Origin of the sequence: Streptococcus sp. oral taxon 061 (assembly GCF_013394695.1) — a bacterium.
GTDB lineage: Bacteria > Bacillota > Bacilli > Lactobacillales > Streptococcaceae > Streptococcus.
In genome coordinates, this window is record NZ_CP058258.1 from 1,414,308 (window position 1) to 1,434,076 (window position 19,769).

Below are 19,769 nucleotides of genomic sequence, written 5' to 3' on the forward strand. Positions count from 1 at the left end.
TAAAAACATGATTGAAGCAAGTAAATTAAAGGCTGGTATGACCTTTGAAACAGCTGACGGAAAATTGATCCGCGTTTTGGAAGCTAGCCACCACAAACCAGGTAAAGGAAACACTATCATGCGTATGAAATTGCGTGATGTCCGTACTGGTTCAACATTTGAAACTAGCTACCGCCCAGAGGAAAAATTTGAACAAGCGATTATCGAAACTGTGCCAGCACAATACTTGTACAAAATGGATGATACAGCTTATTTCATGAACACTGAAACTTACGACCAATACGAAATTCCTGTTGTAAATGTTGAAAATGAATTGCTTTACATCCTTGAAAATTCTGAAGTTAAAATTCAATTTTATGGAACTGAAGTAATCGGTGTAACAGTACCTACAACTGTTGAATTGACAGTTGCTGAAACTCAACCTTCTATTAAAGGTGCTACTGTTACCGGTTCTGGTAAACCAGCTACAATGGAAACTGGACTTGTCGTTAACGTTCCAGACTTCATCGAAGCAGGACAAAAACTCGTTATCAACACTGCAGAAGGAACTTACGTTTCTCGTGCCTAATCTCTAGAAAGAGGTCATTCTATGGGAATTGAAGAACAATTAGGCGAAATCGTTATCGCCCCACGTGTACTTGAAAAAATCATTGCAATCGCTACAGCTAAAGTTGATGGTGTCCACTCTTTTTCAAACAAATCAGTATCTGACACCCTTTCAAAACTTTCACTTGGTCGTGGCGTCTATCTAAAAGAATCTGAAGAAGAGCTAACAGCTGATATCTATCTCTATCTTGAGTATGGTGTCAAGGTTCCTAAGGTTGCAATGGCTATTCAAAAAGCTGTAAAAGATGCCGTTCGTAATATGGCTGATGTTGAACTCAATGCTGTGAATATTCACGTTGCTGGTATTGCACCAGATAAGACACCAAAACCAGCATTAAAAGATTTGTTTGATGAGGACTTCCTCAATGACTAGTCCATTATTAGAATCTAGACGCGAACTACGAAAATGTGCCTTCCAAGCACTGATGAGTCTTGAATATGGTTCTGATATTGAAACAGCTTGTCGCTTCGCTTATACTCATGATCGAGAAGACGACGAGGTAAAACTCCCTAGCTTCCTAATCGATCTTGTATCTGGTGTTCAAGCTCAAAAAGAGGAACTAGACAAACAAATCACTCAGCATTTAAAGGCTGGTTGGACGATTGAACGTTTAACCTTAGTTGAAAAGAATTTATTGCGTTTGGGAGTTTTCGAAATCACTTCATTTGATACTCCTCAACTCGTAGCTGTGAATGAAGCTATTGAACTTGCAAAAAGCTTTTCAGATCAAAAATCAGCCCGTTTCATCAACGGACTGCTCAGCCAGTTTGTAACTGAAGAAAACTAAATATAGAAAAAAGTGTTTGACTATTATCAAACACTTTTTTACTACACTTCCATCGAAACTTGGAGTCCAGGTTAACAAAAAAGTTAGAACTATTATAAGTTCTAGCTTTTTTATATTTCTTAATATTTTCTAAAGCGTTTGTAACGTTCCTCAATAAGTTGATCTAGTGGAAGTTTCCCAAGTTCATCAAGTTCTGCTCGGAGTTGTTCTTTGACTTGCTTGATTAAATCTTTGCTTGATAGGCCCACCTCAGAAATAACCTTATCTACAATCTTCATATCTAGCAATTCGAAAGAAGTAATTTTCATCAACTCTGCAGCTTCCATGGCACGACTGCCATCTTTCCAAAGAATAGACGCAAATCCTTCAGGACTGAGAACTGCATAGATTGAGTTTTCTAACATCCAAACACGGTCAGCTACTGCAAGAGCTAGGGCTCCACCAGAACCACCTTCACCAATAATAATGGCAATAATTGGCACCTTAAGATCGCTCATCTCCATGAGGTTACGAGCAATAGCTTCACCTTGACCACGCTCCTCTGCACCGACACCAGGATAGGCACCCGCAGTGTTGATAAAGGTTACAACAGGACGACCAAATTTTTCAGCCTGCTTCATCAAGCGAAGGGCTTTTCGATAGCCTTCTGGATGAGGTTGACCAAAGTTACGGTTAAGATTGTCTTGTAAACTTTTACCTTTTTGAATCCCAACAACAGTTACTGCTTGGTCTCCCAACCAACCGATACCACCAATAACAGCACCATCATCTCGGAAAGAGCGATCACCATGGAGCTCTACAAAGTCATCAAATATTCCGGTTGCGAAGTCCAAGGCAGTTAAGCGGGTTTGTTCACGTGCTTCTCTGACGATTTTTGCAATATTCATAAACAATCCCCCTTATGTAACCTTACTAATCGAGCAATCATATCTGGCAATTCTCTCCGTTTAACAATCGCATCCACAAAGCCATGTTCTAACAAAAACTCTGCCTTCTGGAAATCCTCTGGCAAATCTTCCCTTACGGTATTTTCAATGACACGGCGTCCAGCAAATCCTACTAAACTTTGAGGCTCTGCCAAGATGATATCACCCTCCATAGCAAAGGAAGCTGTAACACCACCAGTTGTTGGATCAGTAAGGATTGTTAGGTAAAATAAACCTGCATTGGAATGACGTTTGACTGCTGCAGAGATTTTAGCCATCTGCATCAAACTCATGATTCCTTCTTGCATACGTGCTCCACCAGATGCTGTAAACAAGACGACTGGTAATTTTTCAGCTGTCGCGTATTCAAACAAACGAGTGATTTTTTCACCAACTACTGTTCCCATAGATGCCATGATAAAATTAGAATCCATGATTCCGAGAGCAACTTTCTCACCCTTAATCAAAGCAGTTCCTGTGACAACAGCCTCATCAAGACCTGTTTTTTCACGCATAGAGGCTAATTTTTTCTGGTAACCTGGAAATTCCAATGGATCTTGCGTCTCAATTCCTGTGAACATCTCTAGGAAGCTTCCCATATCAATGGTTAAAGCAAGGCGCTCTTGAGCTGAAATACGGAAGGTATAGCCACAGTGAGGACAAATACGTTCACTCCCCAAGTCCTTTTGGTAAATCGTATATTTGCAACCTGGACATTGGGAGAAGAGCTCATCTGGAACCTCTGGCTTGATCTGAGGTTGATTTACAGTCGAACGATTGGGATTGATTCGAATATATTTATCTTTTTTACTAAATAGAGCCATACATCCCCCTTTTCAGTCTTATACTATTTTTACATTATTCTTTTTCTTGATAGTGTGGTAAGAAAGTTTCCATCAAGAATGAAGTATCGTAGTCTCCTGCTATCACGCGACGATCTGAAATCAAATCGAGTTGGAAATCAGCATTAGTGACAACCCCTTCAATTTCGAGCTCATAAAGAGCTCGTTGCATTTTCATGAGTGCATCAAAACGATTTTCACCATGAACAATAATTTTAGCAATCATACTATCATAGTATGGCGGAATGGTATAACCAGGATAAACTGCTGAGTCCACTCGCAAGCCCACACCACCACTTGGTAGATAAAGATTGGTAATCTTACCTGGACTTGGTGCAAAATTAAAGGCTGGGTTTTCTGCATTGATACGGCACTCAATAGCATGTCCTTTTAGAACAATGTCTTCTTGCTTCAAGGTCAAAGATTGACCTGCAGCGATTCGGATTTGTTCCTTGACAATATCCACACCTGAAACAAATTCAGTTACCGGGTGTTCCACTTGGACACGCGTATTCATTTCCATAAAGTAGAATTTACCAGTCGCTTCATCTAGCAGGAATTCAATGGTACCAGCGTTTTCGTAGCCTACAGACTCCGCTGCACGTACTGCCGCTGCACCAATTTCATTACGAAGTGTTTTCCCGATAGCAATCGAAGGACTTTCTTCTAAAACCTTTTGGTTATTCCGTTGAAGCGAACAGTCACGCTCTCCTAGGTGAATAACATGTCCCATCTGGTCAGCAAGAATCTGTACTTCAATATGGCGAGCAGGATAAATCACACGCTCAAGATACATAGCCCCATTACCAAAGTTGGCTTTAGCTTCACTAGAGGCTGTTTCAAAGGCTGACACAAGATCCTCTGCCTTTTCAACCTTACGAATCCCTTTACCACCACCTCCAGCTGAAGCTTTCAGCATAACTGGATAACCAATTTTTTCAGCAATAGCAAGAGCCTCTTCTGCAGTATGGACTTCGCCATCTGATCCTGGAATGACAGGTACATTAGCCTTAATCATTTGAGCACGGGCGTTAATTTTATCTCCCATGACATCCATGACACGAGCTGATGGTCCGATAAATTTGATACCAACTTCTTCACACATGGTTGCAAACTTGGAATTTTCACTTAAAAAACCAAATCCAGGGTGAATAGCTTCAGCTTCAGTCAATACTGCAGCTGATAGGATGGCATTGATGTTCAGATAAGATTCTGTAGCCTTCCCAGGGCCGATACAGATAGCCTCATCAGCCAAAAGCGTGTGGAGAGCTTCCTTGTCAGCAGTTGAATAGACAGCGACTGTTGCAATTCCTAACTCTCGTGCCGCACGAATAATACGAACAGCAATTTCACCACGATTGGCAATTAAAATCTTACGAAACATGGAAAACCTCCCTAGTTTCCAATAGCAAATGTCAGAGTACCGCTTGCTGCAAGCTTACCATCTACTTCTGCCTTCGCTTCTACTACGGCGATTGTGCCACGACGTTTGATAAAAGTTGCTGTCATGACAAGCTGATCACCAGGAACAACTTGTTTTTTAAATTTCACTTTGTCCATACCAGCATAGAAAACAAGTTTCCCTTTGTTTTCAGGTTTAGACAATTCCAAAACACCTGCTGTTTGTGCCAAAGCTTCCATGATCAGGACACCTGGCATTACAGGGTATTGAGGAAAATGACCGTTGAAGAAAGGTTCGTTAATCGTCACATTTTTAATGGCAACGATTGTATCTTCACTGACCTCCAAGACACGATCCACTAAGAGCATCGGATAGCGGTGGGGCAAAGCTTCTTTAATTCCTTGAATATCAATCATTTGATACGTACCAAGCCTTTCCCGAACTCAACCATTTCTTCATTTTCAACAAGAATTTCTGTTACGACACCGTCTTTAGGTGCTGGAATTTCGTTCATGACCTTCATAGCTTCGATGATGACCAAGGTTTGGCCTTTTTTAACAGTATCACCAACTGAAACAAAATTAGGTTTATCTGGTCCGGCAGCCAAGTAAGCAACTCCGACAAGTGGACTTTCTACAAGGTCTCCTTCAGCTACAGACTCAGTAACACTTGATTCTGAAACTGCTTCTGCAGCTGGTGTTGTAGTTGGAGCTTGTGGTGCAACTGTAGGTGCAGTTGCTGGAACCACAGGTTGAGGTGCTGGACTTGTTTCAGCAACAAGTTTTGCTTCATTCTTACTGAAGACCAACTCGTCCGTTCCATTTTTATAAGAAAATTCTTTCAAGCTCGACTGGTCAAATTGTGCCATCAAGTCTTTGATTTCATTTAAATTCATCTTTACTTATTCTCCCAACGTTTGAAAGCAAGAACTGCATTATGCCCACCAAATCCAAAAGTATTTGAGATAGCATAAGGAATTTCACGTTCCACACCTTGTCCATAAATAACGTTTGCTTCAATGTAGTCTGACAATTCTGTTGTTCCAGCTGTCATTGGAACATAGTTGTTACGGATTGCTTCAATTGTTGCAATGGCTTCAACTGCACCTGCTGCACCGAGCAAGTGTCCTGTAAATGACTTGGTTGAAGATACAGGTACTTCTTTACCGAGAACCGCTACAATCGCTCCGCTTTCTCCTTTTTCATTAGCTGGAGTTGATGTACCGTGTGCATTAACGTAGGCTACTTGGTCTGGTGTAATCTCAGCTTCCTCCAAGGCAAGTTTGATAGCTTTAATAGCACCTTGGCCTTCTGGATGTGGTGAAGTCATATGGTAGGCATCACAAGTATTTCCATAACCAACAACTTCAGCTAGGATAGTTGCACCACGTTTTTCAGCATGTTCTAAACTTTCAAGAACCAACATACCTGATCCTTCACCCATAACAAATCCATTACGGTCTTTGTCAAATGGAATAGAAGCACGAGTTGGGTCCTCTGTTGTTGAAAGAGCTGTTAAGGCTTGGAAACCGGCAATCGCAAATGGTGTAATAGAAGATTCTGAACCACCAACAAGCATGATATCTTGGAAACCAAATTTGATAGAACGGAAGGCATCTCCGATAGCATCATTTGATGAAGCGCAAGCTGTGTTGATAGATTTACAGATACCATTGGCACCAAAGCGCATAGCTACATTTCCTGCAGCCATATTTGGCAAAGCTTTTGGAAGTGTTAATGGTTTAACACGTTTTGGACCTTTTTCGTGAAGTCGAAGGACTTGGTCTTCGATTTCTCTGATTCCACCGATACCTGATGCAACGATGACACCAAAGCGGTCTTTATCAAGTGCTTCTACGTCAAGATTAGCATGGTCAACTGCTTCTTGAGCGGCATACAAGGCATACAAAGAATAGTCATCGAAACGATTGGTATCTTTTTTTACAAAATATTTGTCAAAAGGAAAATCATTAATCTCTGCTGCATTATGGACGTCAAAAGCACTGTGATCAAACTTGGTGATTTCACCAATCCCAATCTTTCCATTCTTTAAACTGTTCCAAAATTCTTCTGGCGTATTCCCAATTGGAGATGTTAATCCATAACCTGTTACTACTACACGATTTAGTTTCATTTTCATACCTCTATTTTAACTCTTATTGCATGGTAAGTCCACCATCAATTGCAATGACTTGTCCCGTTAGATAATCTTGGCTTGCAAGAAAGGCTGTGACCTCTGCCACTTGCTCAGCTTGGCCGAATTGTTTCATCGGAATTTGTGCCAACATGGCATCTTTTACCTTATCAGATAGGACTGCAGTCATATCTGATTCGATCATTCCTGGTGCAATGGCATTGACACGCACATTACGATTGGCCACCTCACGTGCTACTGATTTGGTAAATCCAATCAAACCAGCCTTAGATGCAGCGTAGTTTGCTTGACCGATATTTCCCATCAAACCAACGACACTAGACATATTGATAATGGCCCCTTCACGTGCTTTTATCATCTGCTTCAAGACTGCTTGCGTCATGTTGAAGGCTCCCGTTAGATTGACTTTCAAGACCTTCTCAAAATCTTCTTCTGTCATCTTCAGCATGAGAGTGTCTTGAGTAATCCCAGCGTTATTCACTAGGACGTCAACTGAGCCTAGCTCTTCAATCGCTTGATCCACCATGCGTTTTGCATCTGTGAAGTCAGAAACATCACCAGAAATAGCAAGGACCTTCACCCCGTAAGGTTTAAATTCGTCTAGAAGCTCCTCGGAGATTTCACCACGACTATTCAAGACAACGTTGGCTCCCAAGCTAGCAAATTTATGAGCAATGGCAAGACCAATTCCTCGACTTGAGCCTGTAATAAAGACATTTTTCTGTTCTAGTTTCATTTTTCTCCTTTCAGAACTTCTACTATTTTGGTCTAATTTTCTAAGAGTGCTTGTAAACTTGCTTGATCTTCAACATTTGCAAGTTGAGCAGTTTTATCAATCTTTTTGACGAATCCTGACAAGACTTTTCCAGGGCCAATCTCGATAAAACGAGTGACTCCCGCTTCTTGCATGACTGCAATGCTTTCATAAAAACGAACAGGTTCCTTAACTTGACGAGTCAAGAGTTCTGCAATTCGTTCTTTTTCCATGATCTTTGCTTCTGTATTACCAACAAGTGGACAAGCAAAGTCAGAAAATTCAACTTCTGTAAGGGCTTGAGCTAATTTTTGACTAGCAGATTCCAATAAAGCTGTATGGAAAGGCCCAGAAACATTTAGCGGAATTAAGCGTTTTGCTCCTGCTTCTTGCAAGAGTTCAACTGCACGATCCACAGCAACTACCTCACCACCAATAACAATTTGGCTTGGGGTATTGTAGTTAGCTGGAGTCACAACACCAAGTTGAGAAGCTTCTTGACAAGCTTGTTCAATAACTTCAACTGGAGTATTGAGTACGGCTACCATTTTACCAGATCCAGCAGGTGCCGCTTCTTCCATATAAGATCCACGCTTAGCAACTAGAGCCACCGCATCCTCAAAATCCAAAGCACCACTAGCTACGAGGGCAGAATATTCACCAAGAGACAGACCTGCCACCATATCTGGTTGGTAACCCTTCTCCTTTAGTAGTCGGTAAATGGAAACGGATGTAGCCAAAATAGCTGGTTGTGTGTAACGAGTCTGATTTAGCTTCGTTTCATCGTTATCAATCAAGTCACGAAGATCATAACCCAAGACCTGGCTAGCTTGGTCGATTGTTTCCTTGACGATAGCATATTGGTCATATAGTTCACGTCCCATTCCAAGGTACTGGGCTCCTTGACCTGCAAATAGAAAGGCTGTTTTAGTCATTTCTTGTAACTCCTGCCCAACGAGCGGCTTCTTTTTGAATTTTCTCAGCTGCACCATAGTAGATATCTTTTAAGATTTCTTCAACTGTTTCTTCTTTCGATACCAAACCTGCAATCTGGCCGGCCATTACTGAACCGCCATCCACATCACCATGGACAACAGCCTTAGCTAAGGCTCCAGCACCCATTTGCTCAAAGATTTCCAAATCTGGATTTTCTTGTTTAAAGGCATCTTTTTCAGCTTGCTCGAAATCACGAGTCAATTGGTTTTTGATAGCACGAACTGCGTGTCCAAAATGTTGTGCTGAAATCGTTGTATCAATATCTCGGGCTTTTAAAATTTTAGCTTTATAGTTTGGATGAGCATTAGATTCTTTAGCAACTACAAAACGAGTTCCTACTTGAACAGCTTCAGCACCAAGCATAAATCCAGCTGCAGCTCCCTCGCCGTCTGCAATACCACCTGCAGCGATAACAGGAATTGAAACAGCCGCCGCAACTTGGCGAACCAAGGTCATAGTTGTTAATTTACCAATATGTCCGCCGGCTTCCATACCTTCAGCAATGACAGCATCCGCACCGATTTTTTCCATACGTTTAGCCAAAGCAACACTTGGAACTACAGGAATAACGGTAATCCCCGCTTCATGGAATCGCTCCATGTATTTACTTGGGTTTCCTGCACCAGTTGTGACTACCTTAACCCCTTCTTCAATAACGAGGTCAACAATATCATCAACAAATGGAGACAAGAGCATAATGTTTACACCAAAAGGCTTGTCTGTTAAAGATTTAATCTTATCGATATTGGCTTTAACTACTTCTTTAGGTGCATTTCCCCCACCAATGATACCAAGCCCACCAGCTTTTGAAACAGCTCCAGCCAAATCTCCATCTGCCACCCAGGCCATTCCACCTTGGAAGATAGGATATTTAATATTTAATAGTTCAGTGATACGTGTTTTCATAGTGCCTCCATAAGTCTTGCTTACGTAATAGTTCGACTTTATTATAATTTGACGGTCAAACTATTACCTAAACAAGAGGGAGCGGGTCTCCCCTACTCCTTCTTTATTTATTCTAATTATTTTGTTTGCTCTTCAACGTAAGCAACCAAGTCGCCAACTGTTTTCAAGTTGTCTTCTGCTTCGATTTGGATATCAAAAGCGTCTTCGATTTCAGAGATTACTTGGAACAAGTCCAATGAATCTGCATCCAAATCATCAAAAGTAGATTCAAGTGTTACTTCTGATGCATCTTTTCCAAGTTCTTCAACGATAATTTCTTGTACTTTTTCAAATACTGCCATGATAGACTCCTTTAAAATAAATAGTTTTTTATAACAATGTGATCACCACATGATTACCTAAATTGTAACAATAAGTGTGCCCCATGTCAAACCTCCACCGAAACCTGACAAGAGAATTTTTTGGCTACCATCCAAATGGATGAGCCCTTCTTCTACACACTCAGAAAGTAAAATCGGGATACTTGCTGCACTAGTATTTCCATACTTCATCATATTAGCAGGAAGCTTGTCACGATCGACACCGATTTTTCTAGCCATCTTATCTAAAATGCGAATATTAGCTTGATGAAGCAAGAGATAATCGAGTTCATCTGCTGATATTGGACTTTTTTCGATGGTCTGTTTAATAGATTTAGCCACGTCTCGAATTGCAAAGTCAAAAACTGCTCTCCCATCCATTTTCAAGAAAACATCTGGTTCTTCTTGAATCGAAAATGGTGAAATCAATCCTGTCTGTCCATAAGTGAGACACTCACCACGAGAACCATCGCTATTGAGACTTTCAGCTAAGAAATGTTTTTGGTCACTTGCCTCAAGTAGCACTCCACCAGCTCCATCTCCGAACAAGACAGCTGTTGAGCGGTCAGACCAATCCAAAGATTTTGACATGGTCTCACTACCGATAACCAGACCCTTGCGATATGTTCCTGAAGAAATGAACTTTTCTGCAGTTGATAGGGCAAAGACAAATCCACTACAAGCGGCTGTTAAATCATAGGCAAAAGCCTTGTGAGCGCCAATTCTTGCCTGAACACGAGCTGCAGTAGAAGGCATCATCGAGTCAGGTGTCATAGTCGCCAGAATAATAAAATCTAGCTCTTCAGCAGAAATCCCTGCCTTGTCTATAAGTTGCTTTGCAACCTCTGTAGCCAAATCTCCTGTTGATTCTGTTTTAGAAATATGACGTTCTTTAATCCCTGTCCGACTTGAGATCCATTCATCACTCGTATCCATGACCTGAGCCAAGTCTTCGTTAGTGATAATCTGCTCTGGAGCATAATGAGCGACCTGGCTTATTTTTGCAAAAGCCATTACTTCAAATCCTCCAAAAAGTGATAAAGATTAGTCAACCCTTTACCCATAACTTCCATCTCTTCAGGACTCATGCTTTCGATAATTCTTTCGACCATGGCCTTATGGAAACGTTTGTGAAGACGGTGAACGAGACGACCTTTCTTTGTCAAATGCAGATGTACTACACGACGATCTTGATCTGAACGGATACGTTCGATGTATCCTTTTCTCTCCAAATTGTTTAAACTCGTTGTCACAGTCCCTAGAGTTACCATCAACTCTTTGGAAACTTGGCTCGGAGTCACTTCTGGATACTTGCCGATAACATCAATCGTGTGCATTTCTTTGATAGAGATATCCTTGAAACGACTACCTCGCAAACTTACTTCCTCGATTACTAGGACATTGTTAAAAATTGATGTTAAATAGTCATTGACTTGTTGGTAGTCCATTTCTCTTCCCTCCTTTACCAAAAAAGTTTAATAATCAAAACATTTGACAAGAAAAGTATATCAAACTTCAAAGAATAGTGCAAGTATTTTTTATTTCCCGACAAATTTTGGACGTCTTCTTTCAGAATGTGCACGAACACCTTCTTTAAAATCTTCCGTATAAGATAGTGATTTTTGTAGCTCCAATTCAAGTTGGGCGTATTCATGCCACTGCTTGAACTCACTCTCCCAAACGAGCTTTTTAATTGCTGCATAAGAATTTGAAGAACCACGTCTCAACTTCTTCAACAATTGTTCTCTTGTTTTTTCTAATTGTTCACTAGTGCATAGGCGATACAAAGCTCCTGCTTCAAAGGCTTTTTCAGCGGTAAAAGCTTCGCCTGTCATTGCTAATTGAGTTGCTCGAGTTGCACCTAGAGATCGTGTAAGCAAGAATAAGCCACCTGCATCAGGAGCTAAGCCCACACCTACAAAAGCCTGGATGAATTTAGCTTTGTCAGATGCAATACAGAAATCAACAGCCAAAGCCATATTTGCTGCGGCTCCAGCAACTGCTCCGTCCACCTCCATGATAACTGGCTTAGAAATCTGTTTAATCTTATAAGAAATTGTATTAACCAATTCAGCAATTCGTGCAAGTGAAGCAATATCATCTTCATCGACAGCACGTTTCATCTCAACTAAGTCTCCACCGACTGAAAATACCTTACCTGCTGCATTAATGAGAATAAATGAAACAGAGTCGTCTTTTTCAGCCAATTCCAGTGCTTCTAAAATTTCTTCACACATAGGAATATGGAAACCATTTGCCACTTCGGGACGATTTAAAGTAATCGTTGCTAAATCGTCTTGAATTTGAAAGATAATATGATTCATAGCTACTCCTTTAATTTAGAAAGCTTATTAAATTATTTTATCTTCAAAGTATATCTTATTATTTTCATTTACACAAGCAAAAATCGATTAAAAGTGTATCAGCCGATTTTTAAAGAGTGTTTTCTATACTTAAAATAACTAAGTTAAGCTAATCATGTCCAGACTTCTAATAAGATGTAGCCTTTCCTATTGCAGATTGAAAAAAGCCCTTCTTTCTGCTATAATCGTATAAAATACTAACTGAGGAGTTTTTATGAAGGTTGTAAAATTTGGAGGAAGTTCACTCGCCTCTGCAAGCCAGTTGAAAAAGGTTTTAAACATTGTAAAAAGTGACCCTGAACGTCGTTTTGTAGTTGTTTCTGCACCAGGAAAGCGCGATGCTGAAGATACCAAGGTTACGGATGCTTTGATTAAATATTATCGTGATTATGTAGCAGGAAATGATATCAGTGCTAGTCAAAATTGGATTATCGATCGTTACGCTGCAATGGTTAGCGAACTAGGACTTAAACCAGCTGTTTTAGAACGAATCTCTAAAAGCATCCGAACTCTTGCTACTCTTCCAATTGAGGACAATGAGTTTCTTTACGATACCTTTCTTGCTGCAGGGGAAAATAACAATGCTAAACTGATTGCAGCTTACTTTAACCAAAATGGTATAGAAGCGCGCTATGTTCATCCACGAGAGGCTGGGATTGTTGTTACAAGCGAACCTGGAAATGCTCGTATCATTCCTTCAAGTTATGATAAAATCGAAGAGCTCAATAATGGAACGGAAGTTCTGGTTATTCCCGGATTCTTCGGTGTGACTAAAGAGAATCAAATCTGTACCTTCTCACGTGGTGGATCTGATATCACTGGTTCAATTATCGCAGCTGGAGTTAAAGCTGACCTTTATGAAAATTTCACTGATGTTGACGGAATTTTTGCTGCCCACCCTGGTATCATTCACAAACCACACTCAATCCCTGAATTGACTTACCGTGAAATGCGGGAATTGGCCTATGCAGGTTTCTCTGTACTACATGACGAAGCACTCCTTCCAGCCTACCGCGGAAAAATCCCTCTTGTTATCAAAAATACCAATAATCCTGAACATCCGGGTACTCGCATCGTTCTAAAACACAGCAGTGATGAATTCCCAGTAGTGGGGATTGCTGGTGATTCTGGTTTTGTCAGCATCAATATGTCTAAATACCTGATGAACCGCGAAGTAGGTTTTGGTCGTAAAGTACTTCAAATTCTAGAAGACCTGAATATTGGTTGGGAACATATGCCAACTGGTATCGATGACCTATCTATCATTCTACGTTCACGAGAATTGACTCCTATCAAGGAAGAAGAAATCCTTCGTCAACTTGTTCAAAAGGCAGAGGTAGACCACGCCGAAATTGAGCACGATCTCTCAATCATTATGATTGTTGGAGAAAAAATGAAGCGCCATATCGGGGTAACTGCTACAGCTACTCGTGCCTTATCTGAAAACAAGATCAACATTCAAATGATGTCGCAAGGTTCTAGTGAAGTTTCTATCATGTTCGTTGTCCACAAAGACCAAGAAAAAGCGGCTCTTAAGGCTCTCTACCAAGCATTTTTCGGTGAAAGTAAGGAAGACTAAACATGGCTCAATCTCTCAACAAAGTCATTGACCTACAAACAACTGGAACCTCCTATCTTTCCATTTCAGGAAAGGTCGGAAAGTTCCTTGTTGGAGATCAAGCACTAGAATTTTACGCAGACCGAAATGTCGAGGATTATATTCAAATCCCATGGTCTAGCGTTAATCAAATCGGAGCCAATGTTTCGGGCCGTAAGGTTAGTCGTCACTTTGAAGTTTTTACAGACCAAGGAAAATTCCTCTTTGCCTCAAAAGATTCTGGAAAAATTCTTAAAATTGCTCGTGAAAAACTAGGTAATGATAAGGTTGTCAAGCTTCCAACTTTAGTCCAAATCATTGGGCATAAAATTAAAAATCTATTTGCAAAAAAATAGAAACTTTAGTATAATCATAGAAACGGATAAGTAGGTTAAGTTTATCTTTCAGAAAGTCTGCGGTCGCTGTGAGCAGATAGAAAACTTAGGTGAAATTCTACCGTTGTTGCAAACTAAATACATAATCAAGTGCACACCTGTGAAGTTGGATGGAACCGTGGCCCTGCCACTCCAACGCTTTGTCAGGTGTGCTTTTTTCATAAAGGAGTTTATATGCTAGATATTAAACGAATTCGTACAGACTTTGATGCTGTCGCAGAAAAATTGGCTACACGTGGTGTAGATGCTGCTATCTTGAACGAGATGAAAGAAATCGATGCAAAACGTCGTGATATCTTGGTCAAGGTTGAAACACTTAAAGCAGAACGTAATACAGTTTCTGCTGAGATTGCTCAAGCTAAACGCAACAAAGAGAATGCAGACGATAAAATTGCTGCCATGCAAGCTCTCTCTGCTGAGGTAAAAGCTCTTGATGCTGAATTGGCTGAAATCGATGCGAAATTGACAGAATTTACCACAACTCTTCCCAACATCCCTGCTGATAGTGTTCCTATCGGTGCTGACGAAGACGATAACGTAGAAGTTCGACGTTGGGGAACTCCTCGCGAGTTTGACTTCGAACCAAAAGCTCACTGGGATCTTGGTGAAGACCTCGGCATTCTTGACTGGGAACGTGGTGGAAAAGTTACCGGTGCCCGCTTCCTCTTCTATAAAGGCCTTGGAGCTCGTTTGGAACGTGCTATCTACAACTTTATGTTGGATGAGCATGGTAAAGAAGGCTATACAGAAGTCATCACTCCATACATGGTGAACCATGATTCTATGTTTGGTACTGGTCAATATCCAAAATTCAAGGAAGATACTTTTGAGCTCAGTGATACCAACTATGTCCTCATTCCTACAGCTGAAGTTCCTTTGACTAACTACTATCGTGATGAAATTCTTGACGGAAAAGACTTGCCAATCTACTTTACTGCTATGAGTCCATCATTCCGTTCTGAAGCTGGTTCAGCTGGTCGCGATACTCGCGGTTTGATTCGTTTGCACCAATTCCACAAGGTTGAAATGGTGAAATTTACCAAACCAGAAGAATCATACGAAGAATTGGAAAAAATGACAGCCAACGCTGAAAACATCCTTCAAAAATTCAATCTCCCATACCGTGTGGTAGCTCTTTCTACAGGAGATATGGGATTCTCAGCAGCAAAAACTTACGACTTGGAAGTATGGATCCCTGCGCAAAATACTTATCGTGAAATCTCAAGCTGTTCAAATACAGAAGATTTCCAAGCGCGTCGTGCCCAAATCCGTTACCGTGATGAAGCAGATGGTAAAGTGAAACTCCTTCACACTTTGAATGGTTCTGGACTTGCTGTTGGACGTACCGTTGCTGCAATTCTGGAAAACTATCAAAATGAAGATGGTTCTGTCACTATTCCAGAAGTCCTTCGTCCATACATGGGTGGTGTTGAAGTCATCAAACCATAATTCAAAAAAAGAGGAAGCTATGCTTCCTCTTTTTAATTTACAAGAAAGAAAACAGGTAGAAACCTTTATTTCCACCTGTTATTTTTATATTCTCTAGTAACCACCCATCATAGATGGATCCATTGCTGGAGCAGGGGCTACTGGTTCTGGTTTGTTAGCTACAACTGCTTCGGTTGTCAAGATGAGACTTGCTACTGAAGCGGCATTTTGAAGGGCTGAACGACTTACCTTAACAGGATCGATAATTCCTGCTTCAATCATGTTAACCCATTCACCTGTTGCAGCGTTGAAGCCTGTTCCAAGCTCTGCATGCTTCAAACGATCGATAACGATTGAACCTTCATAGCCTGCGTTGTAGGCAATTTGGCGAACCGGCTCTTCTAAGGCACGAAGAACAATGCTACGTCCTGTTGCTTCATCACCTGTCAATTCTAAAGCTTCAACAGCTGGAATGACATTCACTAAGGCAGTACCACCACCTGCAACGATACCTTCTTCAACAGCTGCACGAGTCGCATTAAGAGCATCTTCGATACGGAGTTTCATTTCTTTCAACTCAGTTTCAGTTGCAGCACCAACCTTGATAACAGCTACTCCACCTGACAATTTAGCCAAGCGTTCTTGAAGTTTTTCACGGTCGAATTCTGAAGTTGTTGTTTCAATTTGAGACTTGATGACAGCGACACGGTTAGCAATTGCTTCAGGATTACCTGCGCCTTCTACAATAACAGTGCTATCTTTATCTACAGACACTTTAGCTGCTTGACCTAAAGCTTCGATGGTAGCATCTTTCAACTCAAGACCAAGGTCTTCGGTAATAACAGTTCCACCTGTCAAAATCGCAATATCTTCCAACATCGCTTTACGACGGTCACCGAAACCAGGAGCCTTAACAGCAACTACGTTGAAAGTTCCACGAATCTTGTTCAAGACAAGAGTTGGAAGAGCTTCACCGTCAACGTCATCTGCAATAATCAAGAGCGGACGGCTACTTTGAAGAATACTTTCTAGAAGTGGCAAAATTTCTTGGATGTTTGAGATTTTCTTATCAGTGATTAAAATGTATGGATTTTCAAGGTCTGCAACCATTTTTTCATTGTCAGTGACCATGTACTGTGATAGATAACCACGATCGAATTGCATTCCTTCTACAACTTCAAGCTCTGTTTCCATACCACGTGATTCTTCAATAGTGATAACTCCATCTTTACCAACTTTTTCCATGGCTTCAGAGATGTATTCACCCACTTTTTCAGAGCGAGAGGATACGGCAGCGACTTGTGCGATTGCTTCCTTGCTTGATACTGGAATGGCATTGTTCTTCAAGGCTTCTACAGCAGTTGCAACTGCTGCTTCAATCCCACGACGGATACCGATTGGGTTTGCTCCTGCTGTAACGTTCTTGATTCCTTCACGAACGATGGCTTGGGTCAAGACAGTTGCAGTGGTTGTCCCGTCACCAGCAATATCGTTGGTTTTAGAAGCTACTTCTGATACCAATTTGGCACCCATATTTTCAAAATGGTCTTCTAGTTCAATTTCTTTAGCGATTGTCACCCCGTCATTGGTAATCAATGGTGAACCAAATGATTTTTCAAGAACGACATTACGTCCTTTAGGGCCTAAGGTTACTTTAACTGTATCAGCTAGGATATCAACCCCACGGACCATTGCTGAACGTGCATCAGATGAAAATTTAATTTCTTTTGACATACTTACTTCCTCCTATTATTCTTCAACGATTGCTAAAATATTAGCTTCACCCACGATGATATATTTTTCATCACCATCTTTGACATCAATACCTACATGAGCTTCAACTAAAACTTGATCTCCAACTTTTACACTTGGAGCAACAAGTTCACCACTCAAGGTGCGAACACCTTGTCCAATAGCTACTACTTTAGCTGTTTTTGTTTTTTCTTGGGCTGATCCTGCAAGGACAAAGCCACCAACTGTTTGTTCTTTTTCTTCAATTTTCAAGACCACGCGGTCTCCTAATGGTTTCAACATCTGCTTTCCTCCATAAGATAATCATATTATTAGCACTCTTTGTATACGAGTGCTAAACCATAGTTCTATTGTATCACTTAGTCAGAAATAGTCAAGAAAAAAACACCTCAAAAATGAAAGAGATGTTCCTTTAATATTAATTGAGAATCGTCAACTTTTGATTGAAATCATCGATAACCTTTTGGAGATTGATCCGCCCGCGGTAGATACCATATCCAAAAACCACCATTCCTAATATTCCAATCAAGGCAAGTAAAATTCCGAAAATTAAGAGTGGGAGGAAGGTTTTATGAAAAAGATAAATCAATACCACACCAATACTAGCAGTGATAAAGAGCAAACTGAACCAACGACCCAAATTTTCAAGCATGTGGCGTTGATACTTAATTTCTGTTTCATATCCATTAACAAGTTCTTGTTTTGTAACCATGAAAATCCTCCTGATAAAAATTGAGAATGAAGTGTAAGAGAAGGAGATTAGTCTACTTCATTCTCAAAATTTTTACTAGTAAATATTGGGTTCTCTTGACCTTAGTAATTAAGATGTGGGTCAAAGATACCTAGAGCAACACCAATTAAGGCAACAACAACTAGAATTAACATGACTTTGTTTGGTGAAACTTTTTTCTTAGACATCAACCACCAGCAAATAGTGATGAAGGTTGCTGTCAAGAGACCTGGATAAACACCATCAATCTTTTCTTGAATTTTAAGGAAGGCTTCTCCGTTAGCATTTTTGAATTCGAGTGCTGTTGTAACAGAGACCCAAGTCGCTGCTACAGCACCAATAACCATACCACCGACAACGCTGATTGCTTTACGAAGAGCTTGTCCTTTTGGTCCTACTAGGAATTCAACGGCTTTATCCCCTAATTGATATCCTTTGAAGAAGGCAAAGCGCATACCAAAGTAGACTAGGAAGTTCCATACGACGATGTAGAAGATAGCACCAGCGACGTTACCACCTTTAGAAAGACCAAGTGCAATCCCCAAAAGAACTGGAATCAAGGTACCAACGATCAAAGAGTCACCAATACCAGCGATTGGTCCCATCAAACCGGCACGCATCCCATTGATGGTTTCACCATCTACTGCATCTCCATTTGCACGTGCTTCTTCCAAACCAGCTGTAATCCCTACAACAAGAGATCCAAGTTGCGGTTCAGTATTGAAGAAAGCAGTATAGGTTTGCATAGCATCTTTTTGTTCTTCTTTTGTATCATACATTTCTTCTACGATTGGAAGCATAGAAGTCAAGTACCCAAAGGTTTGCATGTGTTCTTGAGAGAAACAAGTCAAATGACCATAATACCAATGATGAAATGCTTTTGCTAATGTTTTCTTTGAAATTTTCTTTCTATCAGCCATTTTAAATATCCTCCTCATCATCGTCTACGTAAACAACCCCAGCTGGAACAGCTTTCATAGATTTGATTACTTCAAGTTCATAGTAGATTACTGCAAAGATCAATGAAACAACCGCACTCGCTACCAAGTTCAAGCCGAGAGATTTAGCCAAGGTAAATCCAACAAAGAATGGAATGAAGTCAGTTGCTTTTGTAACAATTTGTTTCAACAAGATAGCAATACCGACACATGGGAGAAGAGCTCCGACTGTAAAGAGAGCTTTCATCCAGAAACCATCCATAGGAAGGTAAAGTTTCATCAAATCAACCATGTTTTCACCATATTTAGTGATAATCATAGTTGGAAGGAAAGAGAAGAGGAAGTGAGAGATCCATGGGTAAACCCAGTCAACTGCGTAGAGTTTTTTGAAATTTCCTTCTTCAACGGCTTTCCAACCAATGTGTTGCCAAAGCAAGTTCATGGTAGCTGTTCCGTAGAAAAGAACAGTACCGATTGTCCCAACGGCCGCACCGATTGGGGCTGCAGCTGCTGCAATTCCAGCTTCATCTGTGATGTGATTTGCATGCACAAACAAGATAGCAAGAGGAACACCGATATAAGAGATGGCACGAACATCGGCAGATACGGTTCCACCAGGTGTTACCAAGGCGATATAAACGACTTGAAGGGCAACCCCGACCATAATACCGGTTGTCACATCTCCAAGAATTAAACCTGAAATCAACCCACCGATCAAGGGACGACCGAGTGTATAGTTCCCGATACTGGAACCTCCCATACCAGGCATTGAAGACAAGCTGGCGAAAACAGCAAGCAAGATTGCTTGAATCCATGAAATTGTCATAACAAAC

At 40.8% G+C, this 19,769-nt stretch carries 24 protein-coding genes; 6 read left to right on the plus strand and 18 right to left on the minus strand.

All coding sequences use genetic code 11. The features are described 5' to 3' along the window. Positions 1-7 precede the first annotated feature (7 nt). The 3 genes from efp to nusB are packed head-to-tail and all read left to right on the plus strand — an operon-like array spanning position 8 to position 1,394. Positions 8-568, plus strand: coding sequence for an elongation factor P (gene efp / locus HW271_RS06890; protein ID WP_004251910.1), 561 nt, complete (start codon positions 8-10; stop codon positions 566-568). A 21-nt stretch (positions 569-589) separates the two neighbouring features. After that, positions 590-979: an Asp23/Gls24 family envelope stress response protein gene (locus HW271_RS06895; RefSeq protein ID WP_006150382.1), complete on the plus strand. Its 390-nt coding sequence runs from the start codon at positions 590-592 to the stop codon at positions 977-979. Then, positions 972-1,394, plus strand: coding sequence for a transcription antitermination factor NusB (gene nusB, locus HW271_RS06900; RefSeq protein WP_178895406.1), 423 nt, complete (start codon positions 972-974; stop codon positions 1,392-1,394). Before HW271_RS06895 ends, nusB begins: the two co-directional genes overlap by 8 nt. 119 nt (positions 1,395-1,513) lie before the next feature. Here nusB and HW271_RS06905 read toward each other — a convergent pair whose 3' ends face one another. From HW271_RS06905 to HW271_RS06965, 13 genes are all read right to left on the minus strand, one after another. After that, on the minus strand, positions 1,514-2,281 hold the full coding sequence (locus HW271_RS06905) for an acetyl-CoA carboxylase carboxyl transferase subunit alpha (protein WP_178895407.1): 768 nt from the start codon (positions 2,279-2,281) through the stop codon (positions 1,514-1,516). Beyond that, on the minus strand, positions 2,278-3,144 hold the full coding sequence (gene accD / locus HW271_RS06910; RefSeq protein ID WP_049527076.1) for an acetyl-CoA carboxylase, carboxyltransferase subunit beta: 867 nt from the start codon (positions 3,142-3,144) through the stop codon (positions 2,278-2,280). Before accD ends, HW271_RS06905 begins: the two co-directional genes overlap by 4 nt. A 34-nt stretch (positions 3,145-3,178) precedes the next feature. Further along, positions 3,179-4,546 carry an acetyl-CoA carboxylase biotin carboxylase subunit gene (accC, locus tag HW271_RS06915; protein ID WP_178895408.1) on the minus strand — a complete coding sequence of 456 codons (1,368 nt, stop codon included), beginning with the start codon at positions 4,544-4,546 and terminating at the stop codon, positions 3,179-3,181. A gap of 11 nt (positions 4,547-4,557) precedes the next feature. Continuing rightward, positions 4,558-4,980: a 3-hydroxyacyl-ACP dehydratase FabZ gene (gene fabZ / locus HW271_RS06920; RefSeq protein WP_050086899.1), complete on the minus strand. Its 423-nt coding sequence runs from the start codon at positions 4,978-4,980 to the stop codon at positions 4,558-4,560. After that, positions 4,977-5,459: an acetyl-CoA carboxylase biotin carboxyl carrier protein gene (gene accB / locus HW271_RS06925; protein ID WP_178895409.1), complete on the minus strand. Its 483-nt coding sequence runs from the start codon at positions 5,457-5,459 to the stop codon at positions 4,977-4,979. Before accB ends, fabZ begins: the two co-directional genes overlap by 4 nt. Before the next feature lie 2 nt (positions 5,460-5,461). After that, entirely contained in the window at positions 5,462-6,697 is a 1,236-nt protein-coding gene (fabF, locus tag HW271_RS06930) for a beta-ketoacyl-ACP synthase II (protein WP_178895660.1), read from the minus strand. 22 nt (positions 6,698-6,719) lie between these two features. Then, on the minus strand, positions 6,720-7,454 hold the full coding sequence (gene fabG / locus HW271_RS06935) for a 3-oxoacyl-[acyl-carrier-protein] reductase (protein ID WP_036756905.1): 735 nt from the start codon (positions 7,452-7,454) through the stop codon (positions 6,720-6,722). A gap of 32 nt (positions 7,455-7,486) precedes the next feature. Beyond that, the gene (gene fabD / locus HW271_RS06940) at positions 7,487-8,407 is read right to left on the minus strand and encodes an ACP S-malonyltransferase (RefSeq protein ID WP_178895410.1); all 921 of its coding nucleotides are present in this window, start codon (positions 8,405-8,407) and stop codon (positions 7,487-7,489) included. Then, entirely contained in the window at positions 8,400-9,374 is a 975-nt protein-coding gene (fabK, locus tag HW271_RS06945; RefSeq protein WP_016466762.1) for an enoyl-[acyl-carrier-protein] reductase FabK, read from the minus strand. Before fabK ends, fabD begins: the two co-directional genes overlap by 8 nt. Positions 9,375-9,490: 116 nt before the next feature. After that, positions 9,491-9,715, minus strand: coding sequence for an acyl carrier protein (locus tag HW271_RS06950; protein ID WP_000257840.1), 225 nt, complete (start codon positions 9,713-9,715; stop codon positions 9,491-9,493). A gap of 57 nt (positions 9,716-9,772) precedes the next feature. Continuing rightward, complete coding sequence (locus tag HW271_RS06955) at positions 9,773-10,747, minus strand: beta-ketoacyl-ACP synthase III (protein WP_178895411.1); 975 nt, start codon at positions 10,745-10,747, stop codon at positions 9,773-9,775. Further along, complete coding sequence (locus HW271_RS06960; protein ID WP_178895412.1) at positions 10,747-11,181, minus strand: MarR family winged helix-turn-helix transcriptional regulator; 435 nt, start codon at positions 11,179-11,181, stop codon at positions 10,747-10,749. The genes HW271_RS06955 and HW271_RS06960 overlap by 1 nt, the downstream gene beginning before the upstream one ends. Positions 11,182-11,271: 90 nt before the next feature. Beyond that, on the minus strand, positions 11,272-12,057 hold the full coding sequence (locus HW271_RS06965) for an enoyl-CoA hydratase (protein ID WP_178895413.1): 786 nt from the start codon (positions 12,055-12,057) through the stop codon (positions 11,272-11,274). A gap of 253 nt (positions 12,058-12,310) precedes the next feature. Between HW271_RS06965 and HW271_RS06970 the strand changes: the two genes are divergently transcribed. The 3 genes from HW271_RS06970 to serS all read left to right on the plus strand — a co-directional run bounded on the left by HW271_RS06970 (position 12,311) and on the right by serS (position 15,537). Further along, a complete protein-coding gene (locus tag HW271_RS06970) occupies positions 12,311-13,675 on the plus strand; it encodes an aspartate kinase (protein ID WP_178895414.1) in 1,365 nt (454 codons plus the stop codon). A 2-nt stretch (positions 13,676-13,677) separates the two neighbouring features. Continuing rightward, positions 13,678-14,049 carry a DUF956 family protein gene (locus HW271_RS06975; protein ID WP_178895415.1) on the plus strand — a complete coding sequence of 124 codons (372 nt, stop codon included), beginning with the start codon at positions 13,678-13,680 and terminating at the stop codon, positions 14,047-14,049. A gap of 213 nt (positions 14,050-14,262) precedes the next feature. Further along, positions 14,263-15,537, plus strand: a complete 1,275-nt coding sequence (gene serS, locus HW271_RS06980; protein WP_178895416.1) for a serine--tRNA ligase — start codon at positions 14,263-14,265, stop codon at positions 15,535-15,537. A gap of 93 nt (positions 15,538-15,630) precedes the next feature. On the opposite strand, the gene groL is transcribed toward serS, so the two are convergent. From groL to HW271_RS07005, 5 genes are all read right to left on the minus strand, one after another. Further along, the gene (gene groL / locus HW271_RS06985; protein WP_049494251.1) at positions 15,631-17,250 is read right to left on the minus strand and encodes a chaperonin GroEL; all 1,620 of its coding nucleotides are present in this window, start codon (positions 17,248-17,250) and stop codon (positions 15,631-15,633) included. 15 nt (positions 17,251-17,265) lie between these two features. Then, positions 17,266-17,550 (minus strand): co-chaperone GroES, encoded by a 285-nt coding sequence (gene groES / locus HW271_RS06990; protein ID WP_049494252.1) that lies wholly within the window; start codon positions 17,548-17,550, stop codon positions 17,266-17,268. 136 nt (positions 17,551-17,686) lie between these two features. Continuing rightward, positions 17,687-17,980 carry a hypothetical protein gene (locus HW271_RS06995; RefSeq protein ID WP_000256768.1) on the minus strand — a complete coding sequence of 98 codons (294 nt, stop codon included), beginning with the start codon at positions 17,978-17,980 and terminating at the stop codon, positions 17,687-17,689. A 101-nt stretch (positions 17,981-18,081) separates the two neighbouring features. Further along, the gene (locus HW271_RS07000) at positions 18,082-18,936 is read right to left on the minus strand and encodes a PTS system mannose/fructose/sorbose family transporter subunit IID (RefSeq protein ID WP_029689583.1); all 855 of its coding nucleotides are present in this window, start codon (positions 18,934-18,936) and stop codon (positions 18,082-18,084) included. Then, a complete protein-coding gene (locus HW271_RS07005) occupies positions 18,920-19,762 on the minus strand; it encodes a PTS sugar transporter subunit IIC (RefSeq protein ID WP_178895417.1) in 843 nt (280 codons plus the stop codon). The genes HW271_RS07000 and HW271_RS07005 overlap by 17 nt, the downstream gene beginning before the upstream one ends. Positions 19,763-19,769: the final 7 nt, after the last annotated feature.

What these genes read in the sequence shown, in the direction of transcription:
- fabG (WP_036756905.1), bottom strand. Translation starts at nt 7,454, where the DNA reads ATGAAACTAGAACAGAAAAATGTCTTTATTACAGGCTCAAGTCGAGGA.
- HW271_RS06965 (WP_178895413.1), bottom strand. Translation starts at nt 12,057, where the DNA reads ATGAATCATATTATCTTTCAAATTCAAGACGATTTAGCAACGATTACT.
- HW271_RS07005 (WP_178895417.1), bottom strand. Translation starts at nt 19,762, where the DNA reads ATGACAATTTCATGGATTCAAGCAATCTTGCTTGCTGTTTTCGCCAGC.
- HW271_RS06905 (WP_178895407.1), bottom strand. Translation starts at nt 2,281, where the DNA reads ATGAATATTGCAAAAATCGTCAGAGAAGCACGTGAACAAACCCGCTTA.
- accB (WP_178895409.1), bottom strand. Translation starts at nt 5,459, where the DNA reads ATGAATTTAAATGAAATCAAAGACTTGATGGCACAATTTGACCAGTCG.
- HW271_RS06960 (WP_178895412.1), bottom strand. Translation starts at nt 11,181, where the DNA reads ATGGACTACCAACAAGTCAATGACTATTTAACATCAATTTTTAACAAT.
- accC (WP_178895408.1), bottom strand. Translation starts at nt 4,546, where the DNA reads ATGTTTCGTAAGATTTTAATTGCCAATCGTGGTGAAATTGCTGTTCGT.
- serS (WP_178895416.1), top strand. Translation starts at nt 14,263, where the DNA reads ATGCTAGATATTAAACGAATTCGTACAGACTTTGATGCTGTCGCAGAA.
- HW271_RS06895 (WP_006150382.1), top strand. Translation starts at nt 590, where the DNA reads ATGGGAATTGAAGAACAATTAGGCGAAATCGTTATCGCCCCACGTGTA.
- HW271_RS07000 (WP_029689583.1), bottom strand. Translation starts at nt 18,936, where the DNA reads ATGAGGAGGATATTTAAAATGGCTGATAGAAAGAAAATTTCAAAGAAA.
- accD (WP_049527076.1), bottom strand. Translation starts at nt 3,144, where the DNA reads ATGGCTCTATTTAGTAAAAAAGATAAATATATTCGAATCAATCCCAAT.
- efp (WP_004251910.1), top strand. Translation starts at nt 8, where the DNA reads ATGATTGAAGCAAGTAAATTAAAGGCTGGTATGACCTTTGAAACAGCT.
- groL (WP_049494251.1), bottom strand. Translation starts at nt 17,250, where the DNA reads ATGTCAAAAGAAATTAAATTTTCATCTGATGCACGTTCAGCAATGGTC.
- fabZ (WP_050086899.1), bottom strand. Translation starts at nt 4,980, where the DNA reads ATGATTGATATTCAAGGAATTAAAGAAGCTTTGCCCCACCGCTATCCG.
- HW271_RS06975 (WP_178895415.1), top strand. Translation starts at nt 13,678, where the DNA reads ATGGCTCAATCTCTCAACAAAGTCATTGACCTACAAACAACTGGAACC.
- HW271_RS06995 (WP_000256768.1), bottom strand. Translation starts at nt 17,980, where the DNA reads ATGGTTACAAAACAAGAACTTGTTAATGGATATGAAACAGAAATTAAG.
- HW271_RS06950 (WP_000257840.1), bottom strand. Translation starts at nt 9,715, where the DNA reads ATGGCAGTATTTGAAAAAGTACAAGAAATTATCGTTGAAGAACTTGGA.
- fabK (WP_016466762.1), bottom strand. Translation starts at nt 9,374, where the DNA reads ATGAAAACACGTATCACTGAACTATTAAATATTAAATATCCTATCTTC.
- fabF (WP_178895660.1), bottom strand. Translation starts at nt 6,697, where the DNA reads ATGAAACTAAATCGTGTAGTAGTAACAGGTTATGGATTAACATCTCCA.
- HW271_RS06970 (WP_178895414.1), top strand. Translation starts at nt 12,311, where the DNA reads ATGAAGGTTGTAAAATTTGGAGGAAGTTCACTCGCCTCTGCAAGCCAG.
- HW271_RS06955 (WP_178895411.1), bottom strand. Translation starts at nt 10,747, where the DNA reads ATGGCTTTTGCAAAAATAAGCCAGGTCGCTCATTATGCTCCAGAGCAG.
- fabD (WP_178895410.1), bottom strand. Translation starts at nt 8,407, where the DNA reads ATGACTAAAACAGCCTTTCTATTTGCAGGTCAAGGAGCCCAGTACCTT.
- groES (WP_049494252.1), bottom strand. Translation starts at nt 17,550, where the DNA reads ATGTTGAAACCATTAGGAGACCGCGTGGTCTTGAAAATTGAAGAAAAA.
- nusB (WP_178895406.1), top strand. Translation starts at nt 972, where the DNA reads ATGACTAGTCCATTATTAGAATCTAGACGCGAACTACGAAAATGTGCC.